Source organism: Xanthomonas campestris pv. campestris str. ATCC 33913, from assembly GCF_000007145.1.
GTDB lineage: Bacteria > Pseudomonadota > Gammaproteobacteria > Xanthomonadales > Xanthomonadaceae > Xanthomonas > Xanthomonas campestris.
The window spans coordinates 488,582-511,723 of sequence record NC_003902.1 but is presented as its reverse complement, the minus strand read 5'-3'; the positions used below and the strand labels follow the sequence as shown (position 1 = coordinate 511,723).

The window sequence follows — 23,142 nt, the reverse complement described above, 5'->3', positions numbered from 1 at the left end:
GTCAATAGTCACCAGCGATTAGGGCGACAGGCTGCGCAGCACCAGGCCCGACAACAGCCCGGGAACCTCGTCGATGACGTCCAGGCTGTGCTGCATCAGCACGGGATTGGTGTACGGGCGGATCAGCACGTAGAGCGCCCGGGTGGCTTCGTCCAGCGGGGTCTTGCGCTCGAAATCGCCGCCCTGGCGGCCCTGTTGCAGGATCTCCTGCAGCAGCGCCAGCACCCGTTCCTCGTAGGCCAGCACCGACTGCCAACGCTCGGTGGCCGCCGAGGCGGCAATCTCATACAGCTTGCGATCCTCGAAGAACAACCGAAGGCTCGCGTCCACGATCACCTTGAACATCCGGCGAAATTTCTCGGGCGGCGAGTCGGTTTCGTCCACGGCAGCGCGCACCTCGTCCTCGATCTGGCGCAGGCAGTTAGTGCAGATCATCTCGCCGATGGCCTGCTTGGATTCGAAGAACTTGTAGATGTATGCCTTGGAGAAGCCGATGGATTTGGCCAGGTCGGAGACGGCGGTCTTCTCGTACCCGTAGCGTCTGAAATGCTCGGTGGCGGCGTTGACGATCTGGTCGCGCACGTCATGGTCGGCCGGGCCGCGGCCGGACACGGGGTAACTGGATGCTTTGTTCATGCGCACAGCTTAACGCTCCAACGCGGGACATACAAAAGTGACCAATCCGTATTATAGTCACTGCACTTCCACTGCCAGACCGGCCCTGCCATGCCCTCTTTGCGCACCCTCACCGTGCTGCTCACCGCCAGCCTTGCCAGCTGCGCGGTCGGCCCCGAGTACGCTCGCCCCGACGCCCCACTGCCGGACCGTTACCTGGCCCAGGACGCCGCCGAGCAGCGCAGTGCCGCTGCCCCGGTCGACCTGTCGCGCTGGTGGGCCGGCTTTGGCGACCCGGCCCTGGACCGGTATGTCACAGCGGCGCTGGCGCAGAACCTGGACCTGGCCCAGGCCGCCGCGCGCGTGACCCAGGCGCGCGCAGGGCTGGGCGCGGCCAACGCCGCCCTGCTGCCCTCCGGCAGCATCAATGGCCAGGCCACCCGCACCTACCAATCGCTGGAAACCCCGCTGGGGCAGGTGCTGCGCAACACCCCGGACTTCGACCGCTATGCCAGCGTTTACGACGCCACTGCCAACGCCAGCTGGGAGATCGATGTGTTCGGCGGGCTGCGCCGTGGCCGCCAGGCGGCACTGGCCGATTACCAGGCCAGCGCTGCCGGTGCGGCCGCCACGCGGCTGGCGGTGGCGGCGCAGACCGCCGACACCTACATCAGCATCCGTGGCCTGCAGGCACGGCTGGCGGTGGCCCAGCGCCAGGTCGCCACCCAACAGCAGCTGCTCGCCATGGTGACGCTGCTGCAGGGCAAGGGGCTGGCGGCCGACCTGCAGGTGCATCAGGCGCAGGGCGCGCTGACCCAGGCCCAGGCCGGCGTGCCCGCGCTGGAGACCGCGCTGACCGCAGCGATGAACGCCCTGGACGTGATGCTGGGCGCCACGCCCGGCACCCACCGGGCCGAGCTGGTGGCCAGCACGCCGATCCCGACCGCCCCGCAGGTGACCGGCGCCGCCTCGCCGGGGGACCTGTTGCGGCGGCGGCCGGACCTGATCGTGGCCGAGCGCCGGCTGGCCGTGGCCAACGCGCGCATCGGCGTGGCCATGGCCGAGTACTACCCCAAATTCTCGCTGAGTGGATTGATCGGCAGTGCCACCGCCATCTCCGGCGCCAACCTGTTCACCGGCGACGCCGCGCAGTCGGCCGGCGTGCTCGGGCTGCGTTGGCGGCTGTTCGATTTCGGCCGCATCAACGCGCAGATTGCACAGGCCAAGGGCCAGGAAGCCGAACAGCTGGCCGCCTACCGGCTCGCCGTGCTGCGCGCCACCGAAGATGTGGAAAACGCGCTCACCGCGCTGGTCAAACGCGAGCAGCAGGCCACCGTGCTGGCACAAGGCGTGGACGCGCTGGGCAAGGCACGCGGCGCCTCCGCCGCAGCCTACGAGAAGGGCGTGGTCAGCCTGATCGAAGTCCTCAACGCCGACGACGCCTTGCTGCGCACCTCCGATGCGCAACTGCAGGCGCAGACCGAGGCGGCCCGCAGCGCGGTAGCCGCGTTCAAGGCGCTGGGCGGCGGCTGGGAGAGCACGCCCGCCACCGCAGTGGCGGTGCAGGAACCCGCGCAGCGCTGAGACTGCGCGTACGGTCACGGGCCGTGCAGGGCGATAGCGCTGCCGGTGCCTGTGCTGTGGTTGCGTGCAGGGTGCAGGGTGCAGGGTGGTAGCGGAGCACGCGTTAGCAGCCGTGCTCCGTGCGCGGCGCAAAGGCGCCTGCTTGCAGCAGGTCAACAAACCAGCGCGCCTTTTTAGCAGCACGCGCGAGCGCTTCAATCCGCGTGGAAACGCGCACCCTCATTGAACGCGCACTGATAGGCCAGTACCGGGCCGCGCTGCTGCAAACCGGGCAGGTCGTACATGTAAGTGGTGAAACGCACGCTGCCATCCGGGCGCAGCTGATAACGCATGAACTGCTGAATCGGCTTGCCGTCGTTGGCCACGGTGAAATGCGCGCCGGAGAAGGCCACGTTGCCGTCCTCGGTGATGCGATACGCATCGATATGGCGACCGCCACGCGTACGGCTCACCGGCGTGCCCTCTTCCGGTGTGCAGCGGCTCAGGTCCGTGCTCACGCTGACGTCGTAGCCGGCTTCCAGTGCGGCAAGCACGTCGGTGCGGCTGTTGAGGGTTTCACTGGCGAGGGCGGGCAGCGCGCAGGCGCACAGCGCGGCGGTCACGGCGATAGATGCGGGACGAAACATGGCAAGCTCCAGGCAGACAGGGGAATGAAGCGGCCTGGACTCTAGGCAATCCAGGGCCCACAACGTGACCCAGTGCTGTCTGCAGCAGTGCAGTGCGCTACGCATCACGCGGCATGTTTGCGCTGTTTGGCGACGGCTGCGCAAAAGTGCGCATCCGATCCACATCCGCGGCTATGCCCATGCGCGCAGAGGCTGTACATGGCGTTGCCAGCCAACTGACGAATGCGATGCCCACCCTTGCCGCATCGCACCGCTGTCAGGGCCGCAACATTGATCCGCCTGACATCTCACTGCACGCGCGTGGCGGCAGCCGGCGCAGACCTTACGGTCTTGCGTTGACCTCGCGCGGTGTGACGTCGGGCTGCGGCTGTAACGCAGGCGTTGCGCCCTGCAGCAAACGCTCGGCCAACGCGCGCGTGGCAACACGCAATTCCGGCACCGCCGTGATTTCCCAATAGCGCCCACGCAGCAGCGGCCCCACGCAATACAGCCCCGGCACCACCTGACCGGCGCCATCGCGCACGCGCAGTTGCGCGTCGGTATCCACGCCCAGGCCAAGCGGATCTGCCCGCAGCAAGCCGGCTTCGCGCATGCCGGCGATCAAGGGGTCGCTGGTGCGGTCGATGTCGGTATCCAGCCCGGTGGCGCGCACCACCGCATCGAAACGGCGGGTCTGCGCATCGGCGCCCCCGCGTGGACGGATCACCGCTTCCACACCGTCCGGCACCCAGCGCGCACGCAGCAGCCGCGCCGCCACCACCTGCAGCTGCCCGCTGTCTTGCAGCTGCGCCAATTGATCGGCCGCGCCTGGTGCCACGCGGTGCCGCGCCACTTCCCAATACGGGCGCAAATGGCGTAGAAAGCGCGCGCGTTGGCTTAGCTCCAAACGTTGCCAGAGCGGCTGCAGATGCGGGCGCAGCGCATCCACCACGCGCCGCCAATCGTCCACCACCACGCTCAGTTGGCGCACGCCACGCAACAGGGCGCGCAGATCGGCATCCTTGATGGCTCGTTGCAGATGCGGCGGCAGCTCCAATGCCGCACCTGGCTGGCGTAGATGCGCCTGCGGTGCCAGGCCGCGCCGCGAGATCGCCAGCAGGCGGCCGCGGTGGCCACGTGCGTGCAAGCTCAGCGCCACGTCCACCATGGTCAGGCCGGTACCAACGATCAGCACGTCATCGTCGGGGGACAACCGCGACAACGCATCGCCCTGCCACGGCCAGCCGATGTAGCGCGGGTGCACGCTCAAACGCGGCCCGATGCCGGCCAGTGCCTGCGGCTGCAACGCGCCCACCGCGAGCACCACCTGGTCGGTCTGGAACGCATCGCCATTGGCCAGGAACACACGAAAACCCCGCCGCGCGCGCTCCACTGCCACCGCTTCCTGCGACAACCGCACAATTGACGCCTGCGCCGCGCCGATTGCCGTATCCAGCTCGCTACGCAGATAGTCGCCATAGGCCAGCCGCGGCAGAAATTCCAGCCGTCCCGATTCGCCCAGGTGCAGCGTGTCGGCAAAGGCTGCCGGGGCCTGGGCATCGATGCCCAGGTCCTTGGCACGCACGTTGAGCAGATGCTCCGGCCGTGCAGCGCCGTAGGCGATGCCGCTGCCGAAGGTCTCGGCCACACCCACCAGCGTGATGCGTACCTGCGCGTCGGCGCCCTGCGCCAGTGCGCGCACCAGCACACTGCCGCAGAAGCCGGCGCCGATGACCGTGATGTGGGTTTCCATGTGCAGTTCCCGCTCGAAGACCTGCACGTTGTGCCCGCAGCGCTGCGGCGGTGTGTAAACAAATGGTTAGTGGCGCGCATGCGATTGCGCATGAGCACATGCCGCTTGGTGATGAGGATTGCGCTGCGCGGGTCACGCACGACGGGTTGCAGTCAGATGACAGCGGGCACTGCCTGGGAAAGCTGCTGCGTCATGGCACGCCGATCGCAGTGCAGCGCCGTGCTGCGCAGAATCACTCCGCGCGGTTGCTGCCGGCCGCAGTGGCGTAAGTGCATAGTGGCTGGCAGGGCGGTGATCGATAATGCGGCTTTACCAATGCGAGTGTCGCCATGTCCACACCTCCCCCACAACCGCAACGCGTGCTGATCGCCGGCGGCAGCCGCGGGATCGGGCTGGCGATTGCGCAGGCCTTTGTCCAAAGCGGCGCGCAGGTTTCGCTGTGCGCACGCAATCCCGAAGGCCTGGCAAATGCCGCTGCCCAGCTCGCGGCGGACGGAGCGCCGGTGCATACGTTTGCCTGCGACCTGGCCGACGCCGCGCAGATCGAGCGCTATGTGCATGCCGCTGCGCAGGCGTTTGGCGGCCTGGACGTGGTGGTCAACAACGCCTCCGGCTACGGGCACGGCAATGACGACGAAAGCTGGCAAGCCGGCCTGGATGTCGACCTGATGGCCGCGGTGCGCTGCAACCGCGCCGCAGTGCCGTATCTGCGCCAGAGTGGCAATGCGGTGATTCTCAACATCAGCTCGATCAACGGCCAGCGCCCCACCCCGCGCGCGATCGCCTATTCCACCGCCAAGGCCGCGCTCAACTACTACACCACCACGCTGGCCGCCGAGCTGGCGCGCGAACGTATCCGCGTCAACGCGATCGCACCCGGCTCGATCGAATTCCCCGGCGGGCTGTGGGAACAACGCAGCCGCGACGAACCGGCGTTGTATGCACGCATCCGCGACAGCATTCCGTTCGGCGGCTTCGGGCAGGTGCAGCATATTGCCGACGCCGCGCTATTCCTGGCCTCGCCACAGGCACGCTGGATCACAGGGCAGGTGCTGGCAGTGGATGGCGGGCAGTCGCTGGGGGTGTGAGGGCGTGGTGTGTGGCTGCGTGTTTCGAGCCACGTGTGTTTGATGGCCTGGTAGGAGCGCGCTTGCGCGCGATGAGGCGTTACCGGTGATGCCTCATCGCGCGCAAGCACGCTCCTACAGACAGCGGACTGCGTATGGCTGCAGATCGTGGGCGCTTTGATCTGGCGTGCGATACAGCCTAGGCAGCGCATGCGTGCACGAGATTTCTTCTGCGCGCGGAGTCGTAGGAGCGCGCTTGCGCGCGATGAGGCGTTACCGGTAAAGCCCATCGCGCGCGAGCGCGCTCCTACAGACAGCGGACTGCGTATGGCTGCAGATCGTGGGCGCTTTGATCTGGCCTGCGATACAGCCTAGGCAGCGCATGCGTGCACGAGATTTCTTCTGCGCGCGGAGTCGTAGGAGCGCGCTTGCGCGCGATGAGGCATTACCGGTGATGCCCATCGCGCACGAGCGCGCTCCTACGACGCGCGGGGTTCGCATGCGGCGGATGATGTGCAGCGTGCTGTGTGGCGTGCCATTACAGCGTCGGCAAGGGCCTGCGCGTACTTGCGCTGGAACTGCTCTGCACGAGAATTTGTAGAGCGCGCTTGCGCGCGATGAGGCGTTACCGGTAAAGCCCATCGCGCGCGAGCGCGCTCCTACGACGCGCGGGGTTCGCAATGCGGCGGATGGTGTGCAGCGTGATGTGTGGCGGGCCATTACGGCGTCGGCGAGACTTGCGCGCACTTGCGCTGGAACTGCTCTGCACGAGAATTTGTAGGAGCGTGCTCGCGCGTGATGAGGCTTCACCGGTAACGCTTCATCGCGCGCGAGCGCGCTCCTACGGGTGCTGTCGCTGGCGCCGCCGTTTGCTCAACCAGCCAGGTCCGCGGCGCCAACGCTGTGCTCGCCGCGCGCTGGTGCCAGCGCGGCGCTCACCATGGCGGCGGCGATGCGGTCGGCGGGGTTGATGCGCAAGCGGCGTGGCAGGAGGGGGCCCAGGGCGCCGAGCACCAGGCTGCCGAGGTGCTCGCCAGTGCGGCGCTCTTCGCGTTCGCCGCCGATCAGGCCTGGGCGCACGAAGGTCAGCGAAGGGAATCCCACGGCGCGCAGGTCGCGTTCCAGTTCGCCTTTGACGCGGTTGTAGAAGATCCGCGAATCGGCATTGGCGCCGGCTGCCGAGTTGAGCACGAACACTGAGGTGCCTTGCGCGCAGGCGGCGCGCGCGATCGCCATCGGGTAGTCATGGTCGATGCGATAAAACGCCTCGCGCGAGCCGGCCTGTTTCATGGTGCTGCCCAGCGCGCAGATGGCCGCTTCCATGTGCGGTGCGGTCCAGCTGTCCAGGCGTTCGAAGTCGATGACCTGGTTGCGCAGCTTGGGGTGGATCTGCGTCAACGGCCGGCGCGTGATCGCCACCACGCCGGTGCAACGCGCATCCGCCAGCAATTGCTGCAGGACATGTTTTCCGACCAGACCGGTCGCCCCTGCCAACAACACGTCCATCAGTGCGCCCCCGCCATCAGCGGGCGCCCTCTGACACGATCCGGGCACTGCTGGCGATGCGGTCACGCTCCACCGCCAGCAGGGTGAGCGAATGCGCCGGTGCCTTCCATTCGCTGCCACCGGCGACCACGCGGCCACCATGACGCGCGGTGTCCACCAGCACGCGCCAGTGTTCGTCGTGCATCGCCGGGAGCGTGAAAGCGACGCTGGTGGGCGCGGCATTGATCAGCATCAACAGCGTCACATTGGCGGCGATCTCGCGCAGGCCGGTGGTCGGCGAGCGACCGTCCAGGCGCAGCATCAGCGCGCGGGCTTCGGGGTCGTGCCAGGCGGCTTCGTCCATCTCGTTGCCGTTGGGCGCCAGCCAGGTCAGATCCTTCAGGCCCAGTGCTTCATCGAACTTGCCGTCGAAGAAGCGTGCGCGATGCAGCAACGGGTACCGCTGGCGGATGCGGATCAGGCGGCGAACGAAGGCGGCCTGATCGGCGGCGGCGGCTTTGGTGGCCGCGGTCCAGTCGATCCAGGTCAGCTCGTTGTCCTGGCAATACGCGTTGTTGTTGCCGTTCTGGCTATGCCCGAATTCATCGCCGGCCAGCAGCATGGGCGTGCCTTGCGAGAGCAGCAAGGTGGCCAGCAGGTTGCGCATCTGTTGCCGCCGCAGCTGCTTGATGGCGGGGTTGTCGGTCTCGCCTTCGGCGCCGTAGTTGGCGGAGATATTGTGATCGCTGCCATCGCGGCCGTCTTCGCCGTTGGCGAGGTTGTGTTTGCCTTCGTAGCTGACCAGATCGCGCAAGGTGAAGCCATCATGCGCGGTGACGAAATTCACCGACGCGGTGGGGCGGCGGCCGCTGTGGTTGAACAGGTCTGCCGACCCGGTGAGGCGCGTGGCCAGTTCTGCCAGCTGGCCGCCATCGCCACGCCAGAACGCACGCACGTTGTCGCGGAATTTGTCGTTCCACTCCACCCAACCTGGCGGGAAGTTGCCCACCTGATAACCGCCGGGGCCGATGTCCCACGGCTCGGCGATCAGCTTGGTCTGGCTGAGCACCGGATCCTGGCGTACGGCATCCAGGAAGCTGCCTGAAGGATCGAATCCATAGCGCTCGCGGCCGAGGATGCTGGCCAGGTCGAAGCGGAAGCCGTCGACGTGCATTTCCTGCACCCAGTAACGCAGCGAATCCATCACCATGCGCAGCGCGCCAACGTTGGTGAGGTCGAAGGTATTTCCGGTGCCGGTGTCGTTGATGTAGAAACGGCGATCGTCGGCCAGGCGGTAATAGCTGGCGTTGTCGATGCCCTTGAACGACAGCGTCGGCCCGAGCTCGTTGCCTTCGGCGGTGTGGTTGTAGACCACATCCAGCAGCACTTCGAGCCCGGCGTGGTGCAACCGCGCCACCATCTGCTTGAACTCGGCCACCGTGCGCGTGGACATGTAACGGCCCTGCGGCGCGAAAAAGCCCAGCGTGTTGTAGCCCCAGTAATTGCGCAGGCCTTTTTCCAGCAGGTACTGGTCATCGACAAAGGCGTGCACGGGCAGCAATTCGACCGCAGTGACGCCGAGTGAACTGATGTGATCGATCAGCTCGTCGGTCTTCAGCGCCGAGAACGTGCCGCGGTTTTCCGGTGGCACGGCCGGGTGCAGCATGCTCAGGCCGCGCACGTGCGCCTCGTAGATCACCGTGCGGTTCCACGGGGTCTGCGGCGGGCGGTCCTGGCCCCAGGTAAAGGCCGGGTCGATCACTGCGGACTTGGGCATGAACGCGGCGCTGTCGCGGCGGTCAAAACTCAGGTCCTTGTCGCGATGACCGATGGTGTAGCCGAACAGATGCGGCGCCCATTTGAGCTCGCCCACGATCTGCTTGGCATACGGGTCCAGCAGCAATTTATTGTGGTTGAAGCGGTGGCCGGCATCGGGTGCGTACGGGCCATGCACGCGGTAGCCGTAAAGCTGGCCCGGGCGCGCGTCGGGCAGGTAACCGTGCCAGACCTCGTCGGTGTATTCGGGTAAGGGAATGCGTTCCTGCTCACGGCCACGCTCGTCGAACAGGCACAGCTCCACGCGGGTGGCGTTGCGCGAATACAGCGCGAAATTGACGCCCAGGCCATCCCAGGTGGCACCGAGTGGATTGGGACGGCCTTCGCGAATGCGCGAGCGCTGGGTGAACTTGCGAGTGGCCATCGGTGACTCCTTAGAACGCGGTGAACGAATACGGGAACGCGATTACGACGATGCAACGATACGCGGGCCGGCGGGCGCAGCGGCGCCCTGCTCGGCGGCGCGAATTTCTGCCTCCACCAGGCGCTCGGCCATGGCCCAGTGGCGGTCGGCATGCCCGTCCGGGCGGCCTTCGGCCTCCCATATTTCCTGTGCCAGCTGACGGAGGCGTGCCTGGCGCTGCGTGTCGTTCATCGTGTTTCCTCTGAGGGGGTCAGCAACACTGCCACCGGGGAGCGTGCAAATAGCGTGGACAGCGCAAGACGCCCGCGCTGGGGCTGCAGTGTGCTGCCATCGAGCACATTGCGATACGCCCCATCCGGCACGGCCAGCGCCGCGTTGCCCCATTCCGCCGGCGGCACCAGCAGCGGCAGCTCGCCAGATGCCTGCTCACCGGCACCCAGCCGGGTGACGGCCACGATCAACGCTTGGCCACGATGCTGGCGGCGGAAGGCGATCACTTGCGCCTGCGTGCCGGTGGCTACGTTCAAGGGCTGGTAGTCGCCTTGCGCGAACAGCGCCGGATGCGCGGCGCGCAGTTGCAGCAGCACCGCGGTGAGGCGCGCCTTGACCGCGCCATCGCGCCAGCTGCGCAGCAGCGCATGCCAGTCGCGGCGCAGCGTCAGCCATTGCTGGCGCTGGGCGTAGTCCACCGGGCGGCGGTTGTCCGGGTCCACCAGCGACAGATCCCAGCCTTCGGTGCCCTGGTACAGATCGGGCACGCCGGGCACGGTGAGGCGCAGCGTGGTCTGCGCCAACGCGTTGCGCGCACCAGCGGCGGCGATGTGGTTGCTGGCGCGCAACAGCGCGCGGCGCAGCGGCAGGCCGGCGCGGCTGCACAGCACCTGCTCCACGGTGGCCTGCACGGCCTGTTCGTAATCGGGCGAGCCATCGGTCCAGCTGGTGTGCAGCTTGGCTTCGCGCACGGCCTTGAGCAGCCACTGCGCCACGCGCTCGGCAAACGCGGCCAGCGGCTCGGCCTGGTCGGCGCCCAACCCAATCGGCCAGGCAGCCACCAGGGTCTGCCACAGCATCTGCTGGTCGCCGCCGGCCAGGGCCGGTGCCTCCAGCGACTCGGTCAGCGCATCGAACTGCGTGCTCTGCTCCACCCACCAGCGCGGTTGTTCGGACAACACCGCCATGCGCATGCGCAGGTCTTCGCCGCGCTTGTGGTCATGCGTGGCGGTGGCCAGCAGCGCGCGCGGGTAGTGCTTGGCGCGCTCCTGGTTCTGCGCGTGGAACTGCGCGATGTCATTGGCGAAATGGGTCGGATGGCTGCCGACCTCGTTGCGCGACAACAACACGCCGTGGCGGTAAAACGCGGTGTCTTCCACGGCCTTGGCATTGAGCGGGGCCGACAACTGCTCCACCCGGCGGCGCAGGATGCGGCGCAGCGCGATCTGCGCGCGGTCGGCGCCGTTGTCGTCCAGCAGCCAGCGCTCGATGGCATCCACCGCCGCCACGATCGCCTCGGGCATGCCCTGGCGCGCGCGCGCGGCGGTGCTGCGCAGGCGCTGCGCATCGGCACCGATCAGGCCCTTGGCGCCGGCATAGGTGCGGTACACCGGGAACCAGCGCAGCAGCACGCACAGCCCACGTGCCAGCATCTGCGGGCTGAACTCACGGGTGGGCGGATCCAGCCGCGCCAGGGCCGACAACGCACCCACCGCGCGATTGAACTCGGTCTGCAGCGAGCCGCGCAGCATCTCATCGCGTGCGCTGCGTTCTTCCTGCGCAAAGTCGCCACTGCGCCCGCTCACCTTCTGCCAGGCGCGCGCCAGCGGCTTGAAGCCGGCCGCGTCGTGCAGCACGCCGCCCACCTGGTCCATGAAGTCATAGCCGGTGGTGCCGTCGCACGGCCAGTCGGCCGGCAGGTGCTCGCCGGGGGCGAGGATCTTTTCCAGGTACAGGCCCAGGCTGCCGGGCTTGAGCCCGCGCTGGCGGCCAGCCGCATCCAGCCGGCTGCGCAGCTTGCGCACGTAGCCGGTGGGATCGGTGAGGCCATCGACATGGTCGATGCGCAGGCCGTCCAGATGGCCTTCGGCCACCAGCCGCAGCGGCAGCGCATGCACCGCGTCGAACACTGCCGGCAGCTCCACCCGCAGCGCCACCAGCGAGGTGATGTCGAAGAAGCGGCGGTAGTTGAGCATGTCGTTGCCCACGCGCCACCAGTTCAGGCGGTAAGGCTGGCGTTCGATCAACTTGTGCAGGCGGCCGTCGCCGCGCTTGGCGCCGTCGTTGTAGTCACGCAGCCACTGCGCGCGCGCCGAGGCTTCCGGCACGTCGAGGGCCTGCGGACGGATCGGGTAGCGCTGGTCGTAATGCGCCAGCGCGGGCGTGCCGTCGTCGTCCAGCACCAGCGTGATCAGGCCGTCGGCCAATGCGTTGGCATAGGGCCGGTCGAGCACCGCCAGCCAAAGCTTGCCGTCGCGGCCCGGGGCGCGCCAATCGATGTCGAACCAGTCGGCGTGCTTGGCGCTGCGGCCGTTGCGCAGCACATCCCACCACCACGCGTTCTGCGCGTGCGTGGCCATGTGGTTGGGCACGATGTCGGCGATCAGGCCCATGTCGTGCGCGCGTGCGGCCTGTGACAGCGCCACCAGTGCGTCTTCGCCGCCCAGTTCCGGGTTAACCACCGTGGGGTCGATGTTGTCGTAGCCGTGCGTAGAGCCCGACACCGCAGTGCCGATCGGCGACAGGTACAGATGGCTGATGCCCAGCCCGGCGTAGTACGGCACCTGCGCAAGCGCGTCGTGCAGGGTGAAACCGGCATGCAGCTGCAGGCGGGCGGTGGCGCGAAGGGGAATCATGGATGCGGTTCCGAAACGGCCGAGACGCGGCGCGCCTCGGCAAAACCCTGCAGCGCGGCGGTCAGCTGCGCCTGGGGCAAGGGGTCGGGCAGGCGTCGGCGCCAATTGGGATGGACCTCGACGGTGCCCGGCAGATTGGGTTGTTCGTCCAGCGCCAGCGCGTCTTCCACCGGCAGCAGGGCCAGCGGCGACACACTGCTGGCGGTGAAGCGCAACGCATCCAGCAACGGCGCATCGCTGCCCAGGCCGGCGTCGGCCACGGCCGCGTCCAGACGCGAAGCGTCGCGCGTGCGCGTCTGGTGGTCGGCCTGCGCCTGCGCTGGCTGGATCAGCTCGAGCTTGCGGCGCCAGTCGATGTCGCGGCCGGCGCGCCAGCCGGTCAGGGTGGGCAGATCGTGAGTGGTGGTGGTGGCCACCGCGTCCGCACGCCACAGCGCCGGCGGCACGAAGGCACCCTCCTGGTCGCGGGTGAACATCAGCACGTCGATGCCCATCACGCCGCGGCGCGAGAGCTCTTCGCGGATGCCCGGCGGCACCACGCCCAGGTCTTCGCCGATCACGATGGCGCGATGCCGCCAGGATTCCAGCGCGAGCAGATTGAGCAGGTCCTGCAGCGGATACGCCAGGTAGGCGCCATCGCCGGAGCTGGCGCCATCGGGCACCACCCACAGCCGCAGCAGGCCCAGGATGTGATCGATGCGGATGCCGCCACGGTCGCGCAGCACCGCACGCAGCAGCGCGATATACGGCGCAAATCCGCTACGGCGCAGCGCGGTGGGCGAGTACGCACCGATGCCCCAGTGCTGGCCATCGGCATTGAAGGCGTCCGGGGGCGCGCCCAGCACCAGCCCGCGCAGTACGGTGTCGGCCGCGGCGGCGGCTTCGGCACCATTCGGATCAAAGCCCACCGCCAGATCGGCAATCAGGCCGATCCGCATGCCGCGCTCGTGCGCTTCACGTTGCACGTCGGCCCAGCTGCGGGCGGCCAGCCATTGGGTGAACACATGCAGGTGCGCATCGCCATCGCCGAAGTCGCGCGCGGCGAAGTGCGCAAATGCCTCCAGCGCCGCGCCACCCTGGGCGCGAAACGCCGCCAGCTCCGGGTGGTCTGGCGTCACCTGGGTGGACAGCTGGCGCAGCAGTTCCCACTTGGCAGCGGCCGAGGCCGGCCAGTCGATCAATGCGGTGCCATGCAGCCCGTCCAGGCGCTCGCGCAGGCCGGGCACGGCAGCAATCGCCGTGTGCACGGCATCGCCCAGCACGCGCACCGGTGCGGCGTGCAAGGGGTCCAGGAACCGCCGGTCGCTGGGCGAATACGGGCTGTAGCCGCCGGTGATCGGGCGCGAGGCATGCACCGGGCTCAGCGCCAACGCATCGGCATTGGCGCCGGCGGCCTGCCGCACCCACTCCATGGCTCCGGCCGCATCGCCAATGCCGCCATCGTCGGCGCTGCGGGCCGAATACACCTGCAGCGCCATGCCCCACGCACGCGGCGCCGGCTGGCCACAGGCGTCGGCCACGCTGAAGCAGCGCTGCGGCGCCACGGCCACCTGCTGGGCCGTGGTGCCCAGTTCCAGCGTCCAGTAGCCAAAGCGCGCCGGCGCCAACAGCCGGCCCTGCGCATCGGCACGCGCGGCCTCGCTGCTGCCGTCTTCGGCCTGCCAGCGGCCCTGTGCGTTGGGCGCAACCCGCAACGGCAAGGGCTCGCCCACCTTCACCGTCACCAGCGGCGCCGGCTCGGCGGCAGTGGCGCGGATGCGCTGCAGGCTGTCGGCGCGCTGCGCGGCGTTGGCAGCGGGCAATTCCAGCGCGGTGAGCACGGCATGGATCGACTCCGGCGCCACCTGGCGCGGCTGGTCGCTGGCGTCCACCCAATCCACCATCACCCCGGCCGCGGCGGCCAGGGCATGCAGTTCCTGCGTACTCATGCGTGTTCCTCGTACCAGGCGATGAAGCTGTCGGTGGGCAGCGTCTGCGCATCGGCCGTAACGTTCTCGGCATGCGCCACGCGGCCACGCAGCGGCGGCAACGGCACTGCCTCGGCACCGACATTGAAGGCGATATGCCACAGCCCGCCCGGCAACTCCCAGGTGGCGGTGACTGCACCGTCGGCCAGCACGCTGGCACGCAGCGCGCGCGCCTGCGCCAGGCCGGGCACCAGCCACTGCCGGCGCACGCCCAGCAGCGCCTGGAACCAGGCCGCCCACTGCGCGCCGTCGCCGTGCGCGGCGTCTTCGATCGGCGCACGCGAGGCAGCAAAGGTGGCATGGCTGTTGGGGTCGGGAATGGTTTCGCGCTTGGCCGGGTCGGCGAATGCGGCAAAGTGCGCAAACTCGCGGCGGCGGCCTTCGCGCACCGCATCGTCGAGCGGCGGGCCGAAGTCGGTGAAGAACAGGAACGGCTGCGTTGCGCCCCACGGCTCGCCCATGAAGAACAGCGGGATCATCGGCGTCAATGCGGTCAGCGCCAGCGCCGCACGCAACCGTTGCGGCGACACCAACACGCTCAGCCGCTCACCGCAGGCGCGGTTGCCGATCTGGTCGTGGTTCTGCGCGAAGATCACGAACTTATGCGGCGGCAGCGCCCCGCTCGGCTCGCCCCGCACATGCCCGCGCGGATCGGGCTGGCCCTGATAGGCGAAGCCTTCGCCAAGCACGCGCGCCAGATGCTGGGTGGGCTGGTCGGCAAACGCGGCGTAATAGCCCTCTTCCTCGCCGGTCAGCAGCACGTGCAGCGCATTGTGGAAATCGTCGTCCCATTGCGCGGTGTAGCCACGGTCCAGTTGCGAGGCCTGGTTGGCTTCGTTTTCCAGCACCAGATGCACGTGCCGCCCGGCCGGCAGGCTGGCCTCGATGGTCTCGCGCAAGGTATCCAGGAACGCATTGGGCGTGATCGCATGCACCGCATCCAGGCGCAGCCCGTCGAAGCCGTATTCGTGCAGCCACATCAGCGCGTTGTCGAGGAAGTAGCGCTGCACCGGCGGCTTGCGGAAGTCGATCGCTGCGCCCCACGGCGTGGGCTTGTCTTCGTTGAAGAACGCCGAGGCGTAACTGCCCAGGTAATTACCGTCCGGGCCGAAGTGGTTGTAGACCACATCCAGCAACACCATCAGGCCATGGCCGTGTGCAGCGTCGATCAGTGCCTTGAGCTCGTCCGGCGTGCCGTAGGCCTCGGCCGGCGCATACGGCAGCACGCCGTCGTAGCCCCAGTTGTGCGCACCGGGAAACGCGCTCAGCGGCATCAACTCGATCGCGGTGATGCCCATTGCCGCCAGCTGCGGCAGCTGCGCCTGCACACCGGCGTAGCCGCCGCAGGCACCAACATGCAGTTCGTAGATCACCGCCTCGTCCCACGGCCGGCCCTGCCACTGCGTGTGCGTCCAGTGGTAGCCGTCAACGCGCTGCACCGCACTGGAGCCGTGCACGCCATCGGGCTGCCAGCGCGAGGCCGGGTCCGGCACCGGCGTCTGGCCATCCACGCGGTAGCGGTAGCGCGCATCCAGTGCGCAGGCCACCACACCACTGAAAAACCCATCGTCCTGCCGCTGCAACGCGGCACGCTCGCCGCTGTCGAAGATCACTTCCACGGTGTGGGCATCGGGCGCCCAGAGCGCAAAGCGCACCTGCCCGTCGCCCGCCGGCCATGCACCCCAGGCGGGCGTGGTCACATTGCGCTCGATCATGTCATTTCTCCGCTTGCAGGTAGATCGTGGCCAGCGGCGGCAGCGTCAGGCGCAGGCTTTGCGCGTGGCCATGCATCCCGGTCGGTTCGGTCAGCAGACGACCGCCATTGCCAAGATTGCTGCCGCCGTAATGGGCACTGTCGGTATTGAGGATTTCGCGCCAGCCGCCGGCACGCGGCACGCCGACGCGGTAGTCGTGGTGCGGCTGCGGGGTGAGGTTGCTCACCGCCAGCAGCGGCGCGCCGCCGTCGGGGTCGTGGCGAATGAAGGCCAGCACGCTGTTGCGCGCATCGTCGGCCACGCTCCACTCGAAGCCATCGGCACGGTGGTTGCCGCGGTACAACGCCGGCACGCGGCGCAAGGCGCGGTTGAGATCGCGCACCAGCTGTTGCATGCCGCGATGCGGCGCGTGATCGAGCAGGTGCCAGTCCAGCGAGCGGTCGTGATTCCAGTCCGCCCACTGGCCGAATTCGGCGCCCATGAACAGCAACTTGTCGCCCGGGTGCGCCCACATCAACGCCAGGTAGGCGCGCAGGTTGGCAAAGCGGCGCCAGTCGTCGCCGGGCATCTGGCCAAGCAGGCCGCCGGTGCCGTGCACCACTTCGTCATGCGACAGCGGCAGCACGAAGCGTTCGGAAAACGCGTACACCAGCCCGAAGGTCAGCTGGCTGTGATGCTGGGCGCGCGCGGCCGGGTCGCGCTGCATGTAGTGCAGCGTGTCGTGCATCCAGCCCATGTTCCATTTGTGCGTAAAGCCCAGCCCGCCTTCGCTGATCGGCGCGGTCACGCCCGGCCAGGCGGTGGATTCCTCGGCAATGGTCAGCACGCCGGGGAACTGGCTGGCGATCTCGCCGGTGAGCTGGCGCAGGAACGCCACCGCCTCCAGGTTCTCGCGCCCGCCATGGGCGTTGGGCACCCACTCGCCCTCGGCACGGCCGTAGTCGCGGTAGAGCATCGAGGCCACCGCATCCACGCGCAGGCCATCGAGGTGGTAATGCGCAATCCACTCCATCGCACTGCCGAGCAGGTACGCGGTGACTTCGGGCCGGCCGTAGTTGTAAATCAACGTATTCCAGTCGCGATGCATGCCCTCGCGCGGGTCGGCGTGCTCGTAGGTGGCACTGCCGTCGAACTGGCTCAGCCCATGCGCATCATCGGGGAAGTGCGCGCTGACCCAGTCCAGGATCACGCCGATGCCGGCGCGGTGACACGCATCGACGAACTGGGCAAACCCATCCGGGCTGCCGTGCCGTGCGGTCGGCGCGTATAGCCCCAGCGGCTGATAGCCCCACGAGCCGCCGAACGGGTGCTCGGTGATCGGCAGCAGTTCGATATGGGTGAAGCCCAGCTCCTGCACGTACGGGATCAGCTGCGCCGCCAGCGACACCCAGTCCAGCGGCTGGTCGTGGCCGTCGCGGCGCCAGGAGGCAGCGTGCACTTCATAGATCGACAGCGGCGCCGGCTCGGCAGCGGCGCTGCGGCGTGCCATCCACTCGGCATCGGTCCAGGCAAACGCATCCGCACTGGCCACCACCGAGGCGGTGGCCGGTGGCAACTCGCTTTGGCGGGCCACCGGGTCGGCCTTGAGCAAGACCCGGCCATCGGCGGTGATGATGGCGTACTTGTAGCGCGCGCCGGTCTCCACGCGTGGCAGCACCAGCTCCCAGATGCCGCCGCTGCGCTGGCGCATTGGATGGCGGCGTGGCTCCCAACCGTTGAAGTCGCCCACCACTGCCACGCGCTGGGCATGCGGCGCCCACACCGCGAAACGCACCGCGGGCAACTCGCCAACCTGCACATGCCGCGCGCCCAGGTTGGCGCGCAGCGCCTGGCCGTCGCCGGCACCAATCTGCAGCAATGCCGATTCATCGATCTGCGGCGCAAACGCGTACGGGTCTTCGATCTCCTGCACCACGTCCGGCCAGACGATGCGCAGGCGGTACGCGGCATCTGCCGGCAGTTCGCCTTCGAACACACCGTCGATCGGGCTGGCCTGCATGCGGGCCAGCAACTTGCCGCGGCCATCGATCAGCCCCAAAGCCTCGGCGCCGGGCGCCAGGACCCGCACACGCAAGCGGCCATCGGCCTGCACGTGCGGCCCCAACACCGCAAAGGCGTCGCCGGGGAGCCCGGCGGCGATCGCCTGCAGGTCCTGCAGTGCTACGGCGCTCCCTCCGCCGCCTTCCGCCATCTCCTGCTCCGCGTCCCGGCCGTGCACGCCCAACCGTTCGCTCATGACACCGTCGCAACAGCGGGTGCGGTTGCAGCGGTGCGCTCGTATAGCGAGATGTATTTCTTGCCCGCCACATCCCAGCCGCTGGGCCGCAGCATCGCGGCGCGGCGCATCGCCGACAGCAGGCTGGGCAGGCGGAAGGTGCGGAAGGCGCGCTCCAGGCAGCGCCGCAGCGCTTCGGCGCTGGCCTGCTGGAACAGGAACCCGGTGACACCATCGTCCACGGTGTCGATCAGCCCGCCGGTGGCATGCGCGATCGGCAGGCAGCCGAAGCGCTGCGCGTACATCTGGCTCAGGCCGCACGGCTCGAAGCGCGAGGGCATCAGCAGGAAGTCGGCGCCGGCGAACATGCGCCGCGCCAGGCCTTCCTCAAAACCGATGAACGCACCGACCTGGCCGGGATAGCGCCGGGTCAGCTCGGCCACCTGTTGTTCGATCTCCGGCTCACCGCCGCCGATCACCGCGATCTGGCCGCCAGCGGCCACGATCTGCGGGGCGACCTCGCAAATCAGGTCCAGGCCCTTCTGGTGCACCAGGCGCGACACCACCGCGAACAGCGGGCCGGTGCTCTCACGCAGACCGAAGGCCTTGCGCACCTGCGCGGCGTTGGCCTGGCGGCCCTGCCAGTGGTTCACGCTGAAATGGCTGTCCAGGTATTCGTCGGTGCGCGGGTCCCAGCTGGCGTCGATGCCGTTGACGATGCCGCTCAGCGCGCCCTTGGCGGCGCGGCCGGCCAGCAGGCGGTCCAGCCCGCAGCCCTGCGCCGGGCCGGTGATCTGCTGCGCGTAGCTGACGCTCACCGTGTTGACGTGGTCGGCATGCACGATGCCACCGCGCAGGAACGACATCTGCCCGTAGAACTCCAGCTCCGAGACGCGCTCGGCCGGGATGCCCAGTGCGGCGGCCATCGAATACGGCACCAGGCCCTGGTAGGCCAGGTTATGGATGGTCAGCAGGCACGGCGTGGTGCCGCCGGACCAGCGCACGTAGGCGGCAGCCAGGGCACACGGCCAGTCGTTGAGATGCAGCAGGCGCGGCCGCCAGCCCAGCCCGGCACGGCCGGCGGCGATCTGCGCGGCAGCGTGCGACAAGGTGGCAAAGCGGATTGCGTTGTCTTCGAACTCCGAACCGCTGGTGCTCACATACGGCGAGCCATCGCGTTCGAACAGTTCCTTGGACAGCAGGATGTAGATCGGCAGGCCGTCCGATTGCACGATGCGGCCGATGTCGCAGGCCGGCAGCGCGGCATGCGCCAGCACACGACCCACGATCTCCACCTTGCCCGCGCGCGCCAGCACCGCGCGGTAGCCGGGGATCAACACGCGCACGTCGTAGCGATGGCGCAATGCGCGCGGCAGTGCCGCCGCCACATCACCCAGGCCGCCGGCCTTGATGAAGTCCGCCATCTCCGACACCACGAACAAGGCACCGCGCGTATCGGCCAGTGCAACCGGCAGACGCTCGTGGTGACGGATGAAACGGCCGCGCGCATCACGCGGCCGCACGCTCTTCTTGAGCGAAGTCGGGATCATCGTGCTGCGCTCTAGGCGTGCGGTAGTGGCGTGAAGCGGCATCATGGCAACCATCTAAACGTCCGTCGTAAAGTGGGTGGAGACGGAAAAACAGAGAAGCAAAAACCATCGCCTGCCTGCGTGGCCAGACGACTTGCAACGAAGAGAGGAGCGGGGCCAACGCGCGTACTCCACGTCGTCCTTGTCAGTGAATCTACACCCCGTCTAAATAAAAGATGCGTGAACACGTGCTGACCTTTCCAAGACAGCACACATTCCCTTGCAGTGGTTCTGCTGCGTCGTTCGGCATAAGCGTGAGATTGCAGTGCGATGACATCCCCACATAGGTGCGCGGTGTCTGCGTTGCACCGAAATCGGGAGCCGCTGCCGTGGCTGTCGTCATCTGCGTAACTGGTTCAGATGCGCGCAATCCGCCCCTTGCGTGTGACGGCCGTCGGCGTTACTGCGGTCGCGTCTGCAAACCGCGCACGCGCGTGCTCAAGGGCCCTGCACCAACGCCGATAACGTGGCGTTGGTACTTCACCCTCGAGACCTGGCGCATGGCAGAACAGCCCGAACACCCCAACCGCCCACGTGGCGGGCTGCGCCGTCTGCTGCCATGGGGCGGTGCCGGCACCGCGCGCCCGGCTACCTTGCCCAGCGTGCTGGGCGAGCGCGACGGCGCTGGATTGGCTGCACATCAGCTGGTGCCGGCCAAGGCCAAGTCGGGCGCGCATGACCCCGCCGCTGCCACTGCGCTACTGATCCGCCTGTTTTCGCATGCCGCGCACCCGGAAGCCTTGCTGCTGGCCTTTGCCGAAGGCATTGCCAGCCTGCATGGCGAGCTCGGCGACATGGGCGTACGCCTGAGTACGGCGTATGCCGCCGGCGACTGGCCCGGGTATGGGCGCGCCCTGCGCCAGCTGATCGACAAATACATCCGCACCATCGATACCGGCGATTCGCTGGCCGAAGGCCGTACCGAAGCCGAACAGCTGCGCGACCTGCTGCGGCACGCGCTGGGCAATGCACTGGCCACGCTGCTGCAACGCAGCCCGGAGTTGGCCGAAGAAGCGCAGACGCTGGCCTCGGCACTGCGCCACTGGCGACCCGGCCACGAACTGATCACCCTGGAACAGCGGCTGCGCGAGCTCAGCCACCAGATCGGCTTGCGCGCCGAAGATGCCAGCGAGCAACAGAACCTGTTGCTGGGGTTATTCGACCTATTGTTGGAAAACGTCGGCGAACTCCTGGACGATCGCAGTTGGCTGCAGGGCCAGATCTCGGTGGTGCGGCAGTTGATCGCCGGGCCGATGGACGTGGGTTCGATCGAACAGGCGCGCGGCACCCTGCGCGAGGTGATCTACAAGCAAGGCCTGCTCAAGCAGGGCATTGCCGACTCCAAGACCGCCATGCGCGAGATGATGGTGTCCTTCGTCGACCGGCTCGACGGCATGGCCACCAGCACAGGCGAATACCACGACCGCGTTGCCGGTTATTCGCAGGCGATCGGCGACGCTCGCAGCATTCCCGACCTCAACCGCTTGCTGCAGGACGTGTTGCAGGACACCGCCGGCGTGCAGGCGCAGGCGCTGGCCGCGCGCGACGAGCTACTGTCCGCGCGCCGCCAGGTGGAAGAAGCCGAGCACCGCATCGCCTCGCTGGAGCAGGAGCTCAAGGACGTCGCCGGGCTGGTGCGCGAAGACCAGCTCACCGGCGCCCTCAACCGGCGCGGCTTCGAAGAACTGTTCGAGCGCGAGGCCACCCGCACCCAGCGCAGCGGGCAACCGCTGTGCGTGGCGATGCTGGACCTGGACGACTTCCGCCGCCTCAACGAGACCCATGGGCATGCCGGTGGCGACGCCGCGTTGCGCCACACCGTGGACGTGGCCAAGTCGGTGCTGCGCACCACCGATGCGATTGCGCGCTTCGGTGGCGAGGAATTCGTGTTGCTGTTGCCGGACTCGACCATCTTCGAGGCCAGCGCCGCGGTGATCCGCCTGCAGCGCGCGCTCGCACAGCGCTCGTTGCTGCATGAGGACGTGCGCGTGTTCGTCAGCTTCAGCGGCGGCGTGGCCATGCGCCGCACCGACGAAGCCCAGGACGAGGTGATCCGCCGCGCCGACCGCGCCATGTACGACTCCAAGGCGGCCGGCAAGAACCGGGTGATCAGCGCCGACTAACTCCCCTGCCAACGCAGCTTCAGATAGTCCATGACCTGCCCGGTCTGGGGTTGGGCAATGAACCCTTGGCGAAACAGCATGCATCCACGTATCTGAGGCAGGGCTGCGTTCAAATCCAGTTGGCGGGCGATCTCCGGGACACCGCCGGCAATGGTCCAGTCCGGCTCCAGCGCATTCGCAATCCCTACCTTGTACAACGCCATGCCGATGTACAGGTGGACACGGCCGCTGCCGACGGTGTCGGCCCACCAGCGCGCGATCGTGTCGTAGCGCACTATCTGGCGCGCAAACGGCCAATAGATCTGCGGCACGATGTAATCGACGAGTTCTTCACGCACCCAGCGCCGGGTATCTGCGTAGGCAACGTCGAACGACGGAGCGCCTGCCTGCGTCTGCGATCCCTGCGGATCGTCCTGCACGTTGCGCCATACCCCTGCCGGACTGACGCCGAAGGCCACACTCGGCCGGATCGTGCGAATGGTCGTGCCCACTTCCCGCATCAAGCGATAGGTGTTGTGGCGCCGCCAATCGCCCTTGTCGACGAAGCCTGCACCATGACGGGCATAGGTCTGTGCGTCGTCCAGCGGCGACTGCGCGGTTTCGCTATAGAAATAATCGTCGAACTGCACACCATCCACGTTGTAACGGACAATCAGTTCCGCGACCACGGCGCAGATCCAGCGGCGAACGGCAGGAATACCGGGATCAAGCACCAGCCGGTTGGCGGCCACCCCCACCCACTCGGGATGTTGCACGTACACGCTGGGGGGCGAATCGCGCGATGCAGCGCTCAACGCATCGCGCGTGGCCTGGCTGATGTTGGTCGAGACGCGGTAAGGATTGAGCCAGGCATGGACCTGGATGCCGCGTGCGTGCGCGTGCCGAAGCAGGAAGGCCAATGGATCGAAACCGGGATCCTTGCCATGCACGCCCGTCAACACCGGCGACCATGGCAGAATCCGCGACCGATACAGCGCATCGGCACATGGCTTGACCTGAAAGACCAACGTGTTGAGATGCAGCGCCTGGGCCTGGTCGAGAATCGCCAGCAATTCCTGCTGCTGGAGCATGACACGCGCAACCGGATCGGCCACACGGGCGGACGCCGCACTTGGCCAGTCGAGATTGAGCACACTCGTTACCCAGGTGGCCCGCATCTGGCCGCGCGCAGGAAGCGCTGCGCGTGCCGGCACACCCGCCACACTCGCTGCGATTGCTGCCGACCCCAGCCCCAGGAAGCGTCTGCGCCCGATCGCGTCGGGCCCGCACGCCAGTGCCGCGGGCGCCCCATCGTCCGCCTGCGGCAGGTCTGACTGCGCCGCTGCACGCGTAGATCCACCTGCATGGTCGTACTCGTCCAGCATCTTGTGCATGTTGC

At 67.9% G+C, this 23,142-nt stretch carries 15 protein-coding genes; 3 read left to right on the top strand and 12 right to left on the bottom strand.

The window, feature by feature from the left end:
- Positions 1-18: 18 nt before the first annotated feature.
- Positions 19-636: a TetR/AcrR family transcriptional regulator gene (locus tag XCC_RS02180; protein WP_043877699.1), complete on the bottom strand. Its 618-nt coding sequence runs from the start codon at positions 634-636 to the stop codon at positions 19-21.
- Positions 637-726: 90 nt separating this feature from the next.
- Between XCC_RS02180 and XCC_RS02175 the strand changes: the two genes are divergently transcribed.
- Positions 727-2,199, top strand: a complete 1,473-nt coding sequence (locus tag XCC_RS02175) for an efflux transporter outer membrane subunit (protein ID WP_011035672.1) — start codon at positions 727-729, stop codon at positions 2,197-2,199.
- 194 nt (positions 2,200-2,393) lie between these two features.
- On the opposite strand, the gene XCC_RS02170 is transcribed toward XCC_RS02175, so the two are convergent.
- Positions 2,394-2,825: a VirK family protein gene (locus XCC_RS02170; RefSeq protein ID WP_011035671.1), complete on the bottom strand. Its 432-nt coding sequence runs from the start codon at positions 2,823-2,825 to the stop codon at positions 2,394-2,396.
- A 322-nt stretch (positions 2,826-3,147) separates the two neighbouring features.
- The gene (locus XCC_RS02165) at positions 3,148-4,557 is read right to left on the bottom strand and encodes an FAD/NAD(P)-binding protein (RefSeq protein ID WP_012437166.1); all 1,410 of its coding nucleotides are present in this window, start codon (positions 4,555-4,557) and stop codon (positions 3,148-3,150) included.
- 329 nt (positions 4,558-4,886) lie between these two features.
- Here XCC_RS02165 and XCC_RS02160 point away from each other — a divergent pair, with 329 nt between their 5' ends.
- Positions 4,887-5,645 carry an SDR family NAD(P)-dependent oxidoreductase gene (locus XCC_RS02160; protein WP_011035669.1) on the top strand — a complete coding sequence of 253 codons (759 nt, stop codon included), beginning with the start codon at positions 4,887-4,889 and terminating at the stop codon, positions 5,643-5,645.
- Positions 5,646-6,497: 852 nt separating this feature from the next.
- Here the strand turns inward: XCC_RS02160 and XCC_RS02155 are convergent.
- Genes XCC_RS02155 through glgA form a run of 8 tightly spaced genes read right to left on the bottom strand, consistent with a single transcriptional unit; the run spans position 6,498 to position 19,656 of the window.
- Positions 6,498-7,130, bottom strand: a complete 633-nt coding sequence (locus XCC_RS02155) for an NAD(P)H-binding protein (RefSeq protein ID WP_019237186.1) — start codon at positions 7,128-7,130, stop codon at positions 6,498-6,500.
- Between the two features lie 16 nt (positions 7,131-7,146).
- Positions 7,147-9,309, bottom strand: a complete 2,163-nt coding sequence (gene glgX, locus XCC_RS02150) for a glycogen debranching protein GlgX (RefSeq protein WP_011035667.1) — start codon at positions 9,307-9,309, stop codon at positions 7,147-7,149.
- Between the two features lie 42 nt (positions 9,310-9,351).
- Positions 9,352-9,540 (bottom strand): DUF2934 domain-containing protein, encoded by a 189-nt coding sequence (locus XCC_RS02145; protein ID WP_011035666.1) that lies wholly within the window; start codon positions 9,538-9,540, stop codon positions 9,352-9,354.
- A complete protein-coding gene (gene treY, locus XCC_RS02140) occupies positions 9,537-12,155 on the bottom strand; it encodes a malto-oligosyltrehalose synthase (protein ID WP_011035665.1) in 2,619 nt (872 codons plus the stop codon). Before treY ends, XCC_RS02145 begins: the two co-directional genes overlap by 4 nt.
- Entirely contained in the window at positions 12,152-14,083 is a 1,932-nt protein-coding gene (locus XCC_RS02135) for a 4-alpha-glucanotransferase (protein WP_011035664.1), read from the bottom strand. Before XCC_RS02135 ends, treY begins: the two co-directional genes overlap by 4 nt.
- Positions 14,080-15,837, bottom strand: a complete 1,758-nt coding sequence (gene treZ, locus XCC_RS02130; RefSeq protein WP_011035663.1) for a malto-oligosyltrehalose trehalohydrolase — start codon at positions 15,835-15,837, stop codon at positions 14,080-14,082. The genes XCC_RS02135 and treZ overlap by 4 nt, the downstream gene beginning before the upstream one ends.
- Position 15,838: 1 nt before the next feature.
- Positions 15,839-18,028 carry a 1,4-alpha-glucan branching enzyme gene (locus XCC_RS02125; RefSeq protein ID WP_011035662.1) on the bottom strand — a complete coding sequence of 730 codons (2,190 nt, stop codon included), beginning with the start codon at positions 18,026-18,028 and terminating at the stop codon, positions 15,839-15,841.
- Positions 18,029-18,069: 41 nt separating this feature from the next.
- Entirely contained in the window at positions 18,070-19,656 is a 1,587-nt protein-coding gene (glgA, locus tag XCC_RS02120) for a glycogen synthase GlgA (RefSeq protein ID WP_012437158.1), read from the bottom strand.
- A 485-nt stretch (positions 19,657-20,141) separates the two neighbouring features.
- Here glgA and XCC_RS02115 point away from each other — a divergent pair, with 485 nt between their 5' ends.
- Positions 20,142-21,764 carry a GGDEF domain-containing protein gene (locus XCC_RS02115; RefSeq protein WP_011035660.1) on the top strand — a complete coding sequence of 541 codons (1,623 nt, stop codon included), beginning with the start codon at positions 20,142-20,144 and terminating at the stop codon, positions 21,762-21,764.
- On the opposite strand, the gene XCC_RS02110 is transcribed toward XCC_RS02115, so the two are convergent.
- Positions 21,761-23,137 (bottom strand): glycoside hydrolase family 10 protein, encoded by a 1,377-nt coding sequence (locus XCC_RS02110; protein WP_019237184.1) that lies wholly within the window; start codon positions 23,135-23,137, stop codon positions 21,761-21,763. The two genes, XCC_RS02115 and XCC_RS02110, sit on opposite strands and share 4 nt — an antisense overlap.
- Positions 23,138-23,142 lie beyond the last annotated feature (5 nt).

What these genes read in the sequence shown, in the direction of transcription:
- glgX (WP_011035667.1), bottom strand. Translation starts at nt 9,309, where the DNA reads ATGGCCACTCGCAAGTTCACCCAGCGCTCGCGCATTCGCGAAGGCCGT.
- treY (WP_011035665.1), bottom strand. Translation starts at nt 12,155, where the DNA reads ATGATTCCCCTTCGCGCCACCGCCCGCCTGCAGCTGCATGCCGGTTTC.
- XCC_RS02165 (WP_012437166.1), bottom strand. Translation starts at nt 4,557, where the DNA reads ATGGAAACCCACATCACGGTCATCGGCGCCGGCTTCTGCGGCAGTGTG.
- XCC_RS02135 (WP_011035664.1), bottom strand. Translation starts at nt 14,083, where the DNA reads ATGAGTACGCAGGAACTGCATGCCCTGGCCGCCGCGGCCGGGGTGATG.
- XCC_RS02160 (WP_011035669.1), top strand. Translation starts at nt 4,887, where the DNA reads ATGTCCACACCTCCCCCACAACCGCAACGCGTGCTGATCGCCGGCGGC.
- XCC_RS02115 (WP_011035660.1), top strand. Translation starts at nt 20,142, where the DNA reads ATGGCAGAACAGCCCGAACACCCCAACCGCCCACGTGGCGGGCTGCGC.
- XCC_RS02180 (WP_043877699.1), bottom strand. Translation starts at nt 636, where the DNA reads ATGAACAAAGCATCCAGTTACCCCGTGTCCGGCCGCGGCCCGGCCGAC.
- XCC_RS02110 (WP_019237184.1), bottom strand. Translation starts at nt 23,137, where the DNA reads ATGCACAAGATGCTGGACGAGTACGACCATGCAGGTGGATCTACGCGT.
- glgA (WP_012437158.1), bottom strand. Translation starts at nt 19,656, where the DNA reads ATGGTTGCCATGATGCCGCTTCACGCCACTACCGCACGCCTAGAGCGC.
- XCC_RS02175 (WP_011035672.1), top strand. Translation starts at nt 727, where the DNA reads ATGCCCTCTTTGCGCACCCTCACCGTGCTGCTCACCGCCAGCCTTGCC.
- treZ (WP_011035663.1), bottom strand. Translation starts at nt 15,837, where the DNA reads ATGATCGAGCGCAATGTGACCACGCCCGCCTGGGGTGCATGGCCGGCG.
- XCC_RS02170 (WP_011035671.1), bottom strand. Translation starts at nt 2,825, where the DNA reads ATGTTTCGTCCCGCATCTATCGCCGTGACCGCCGCGCTGTGCGCCTGC.
- XCC_RS02145 (WP_011035666.1), bottom strand. Translation starts at nt 9,540, where the DNA reads ATGAACGACACGCAGCGCCAGGCACGCCTCCGTCAGCTGGCACAGGAA.
- XCC_RS02125 (WP_011035662.1), bottom strand. Translation starts at nt 18,028, where the DNA reads ATGGCGGAAGGCGGCGGAGGGAGCGCCGTAGCACTGCAGGACCTGCAG.
- XCC_RS02155 (WP_019237186.1), bottom strand. Translation starts at nt 7,130, where the DNA reads ATGGACGTGTTGTTGGCAGGGGCGACCGGTCTGGTCGGAAAACATGTC.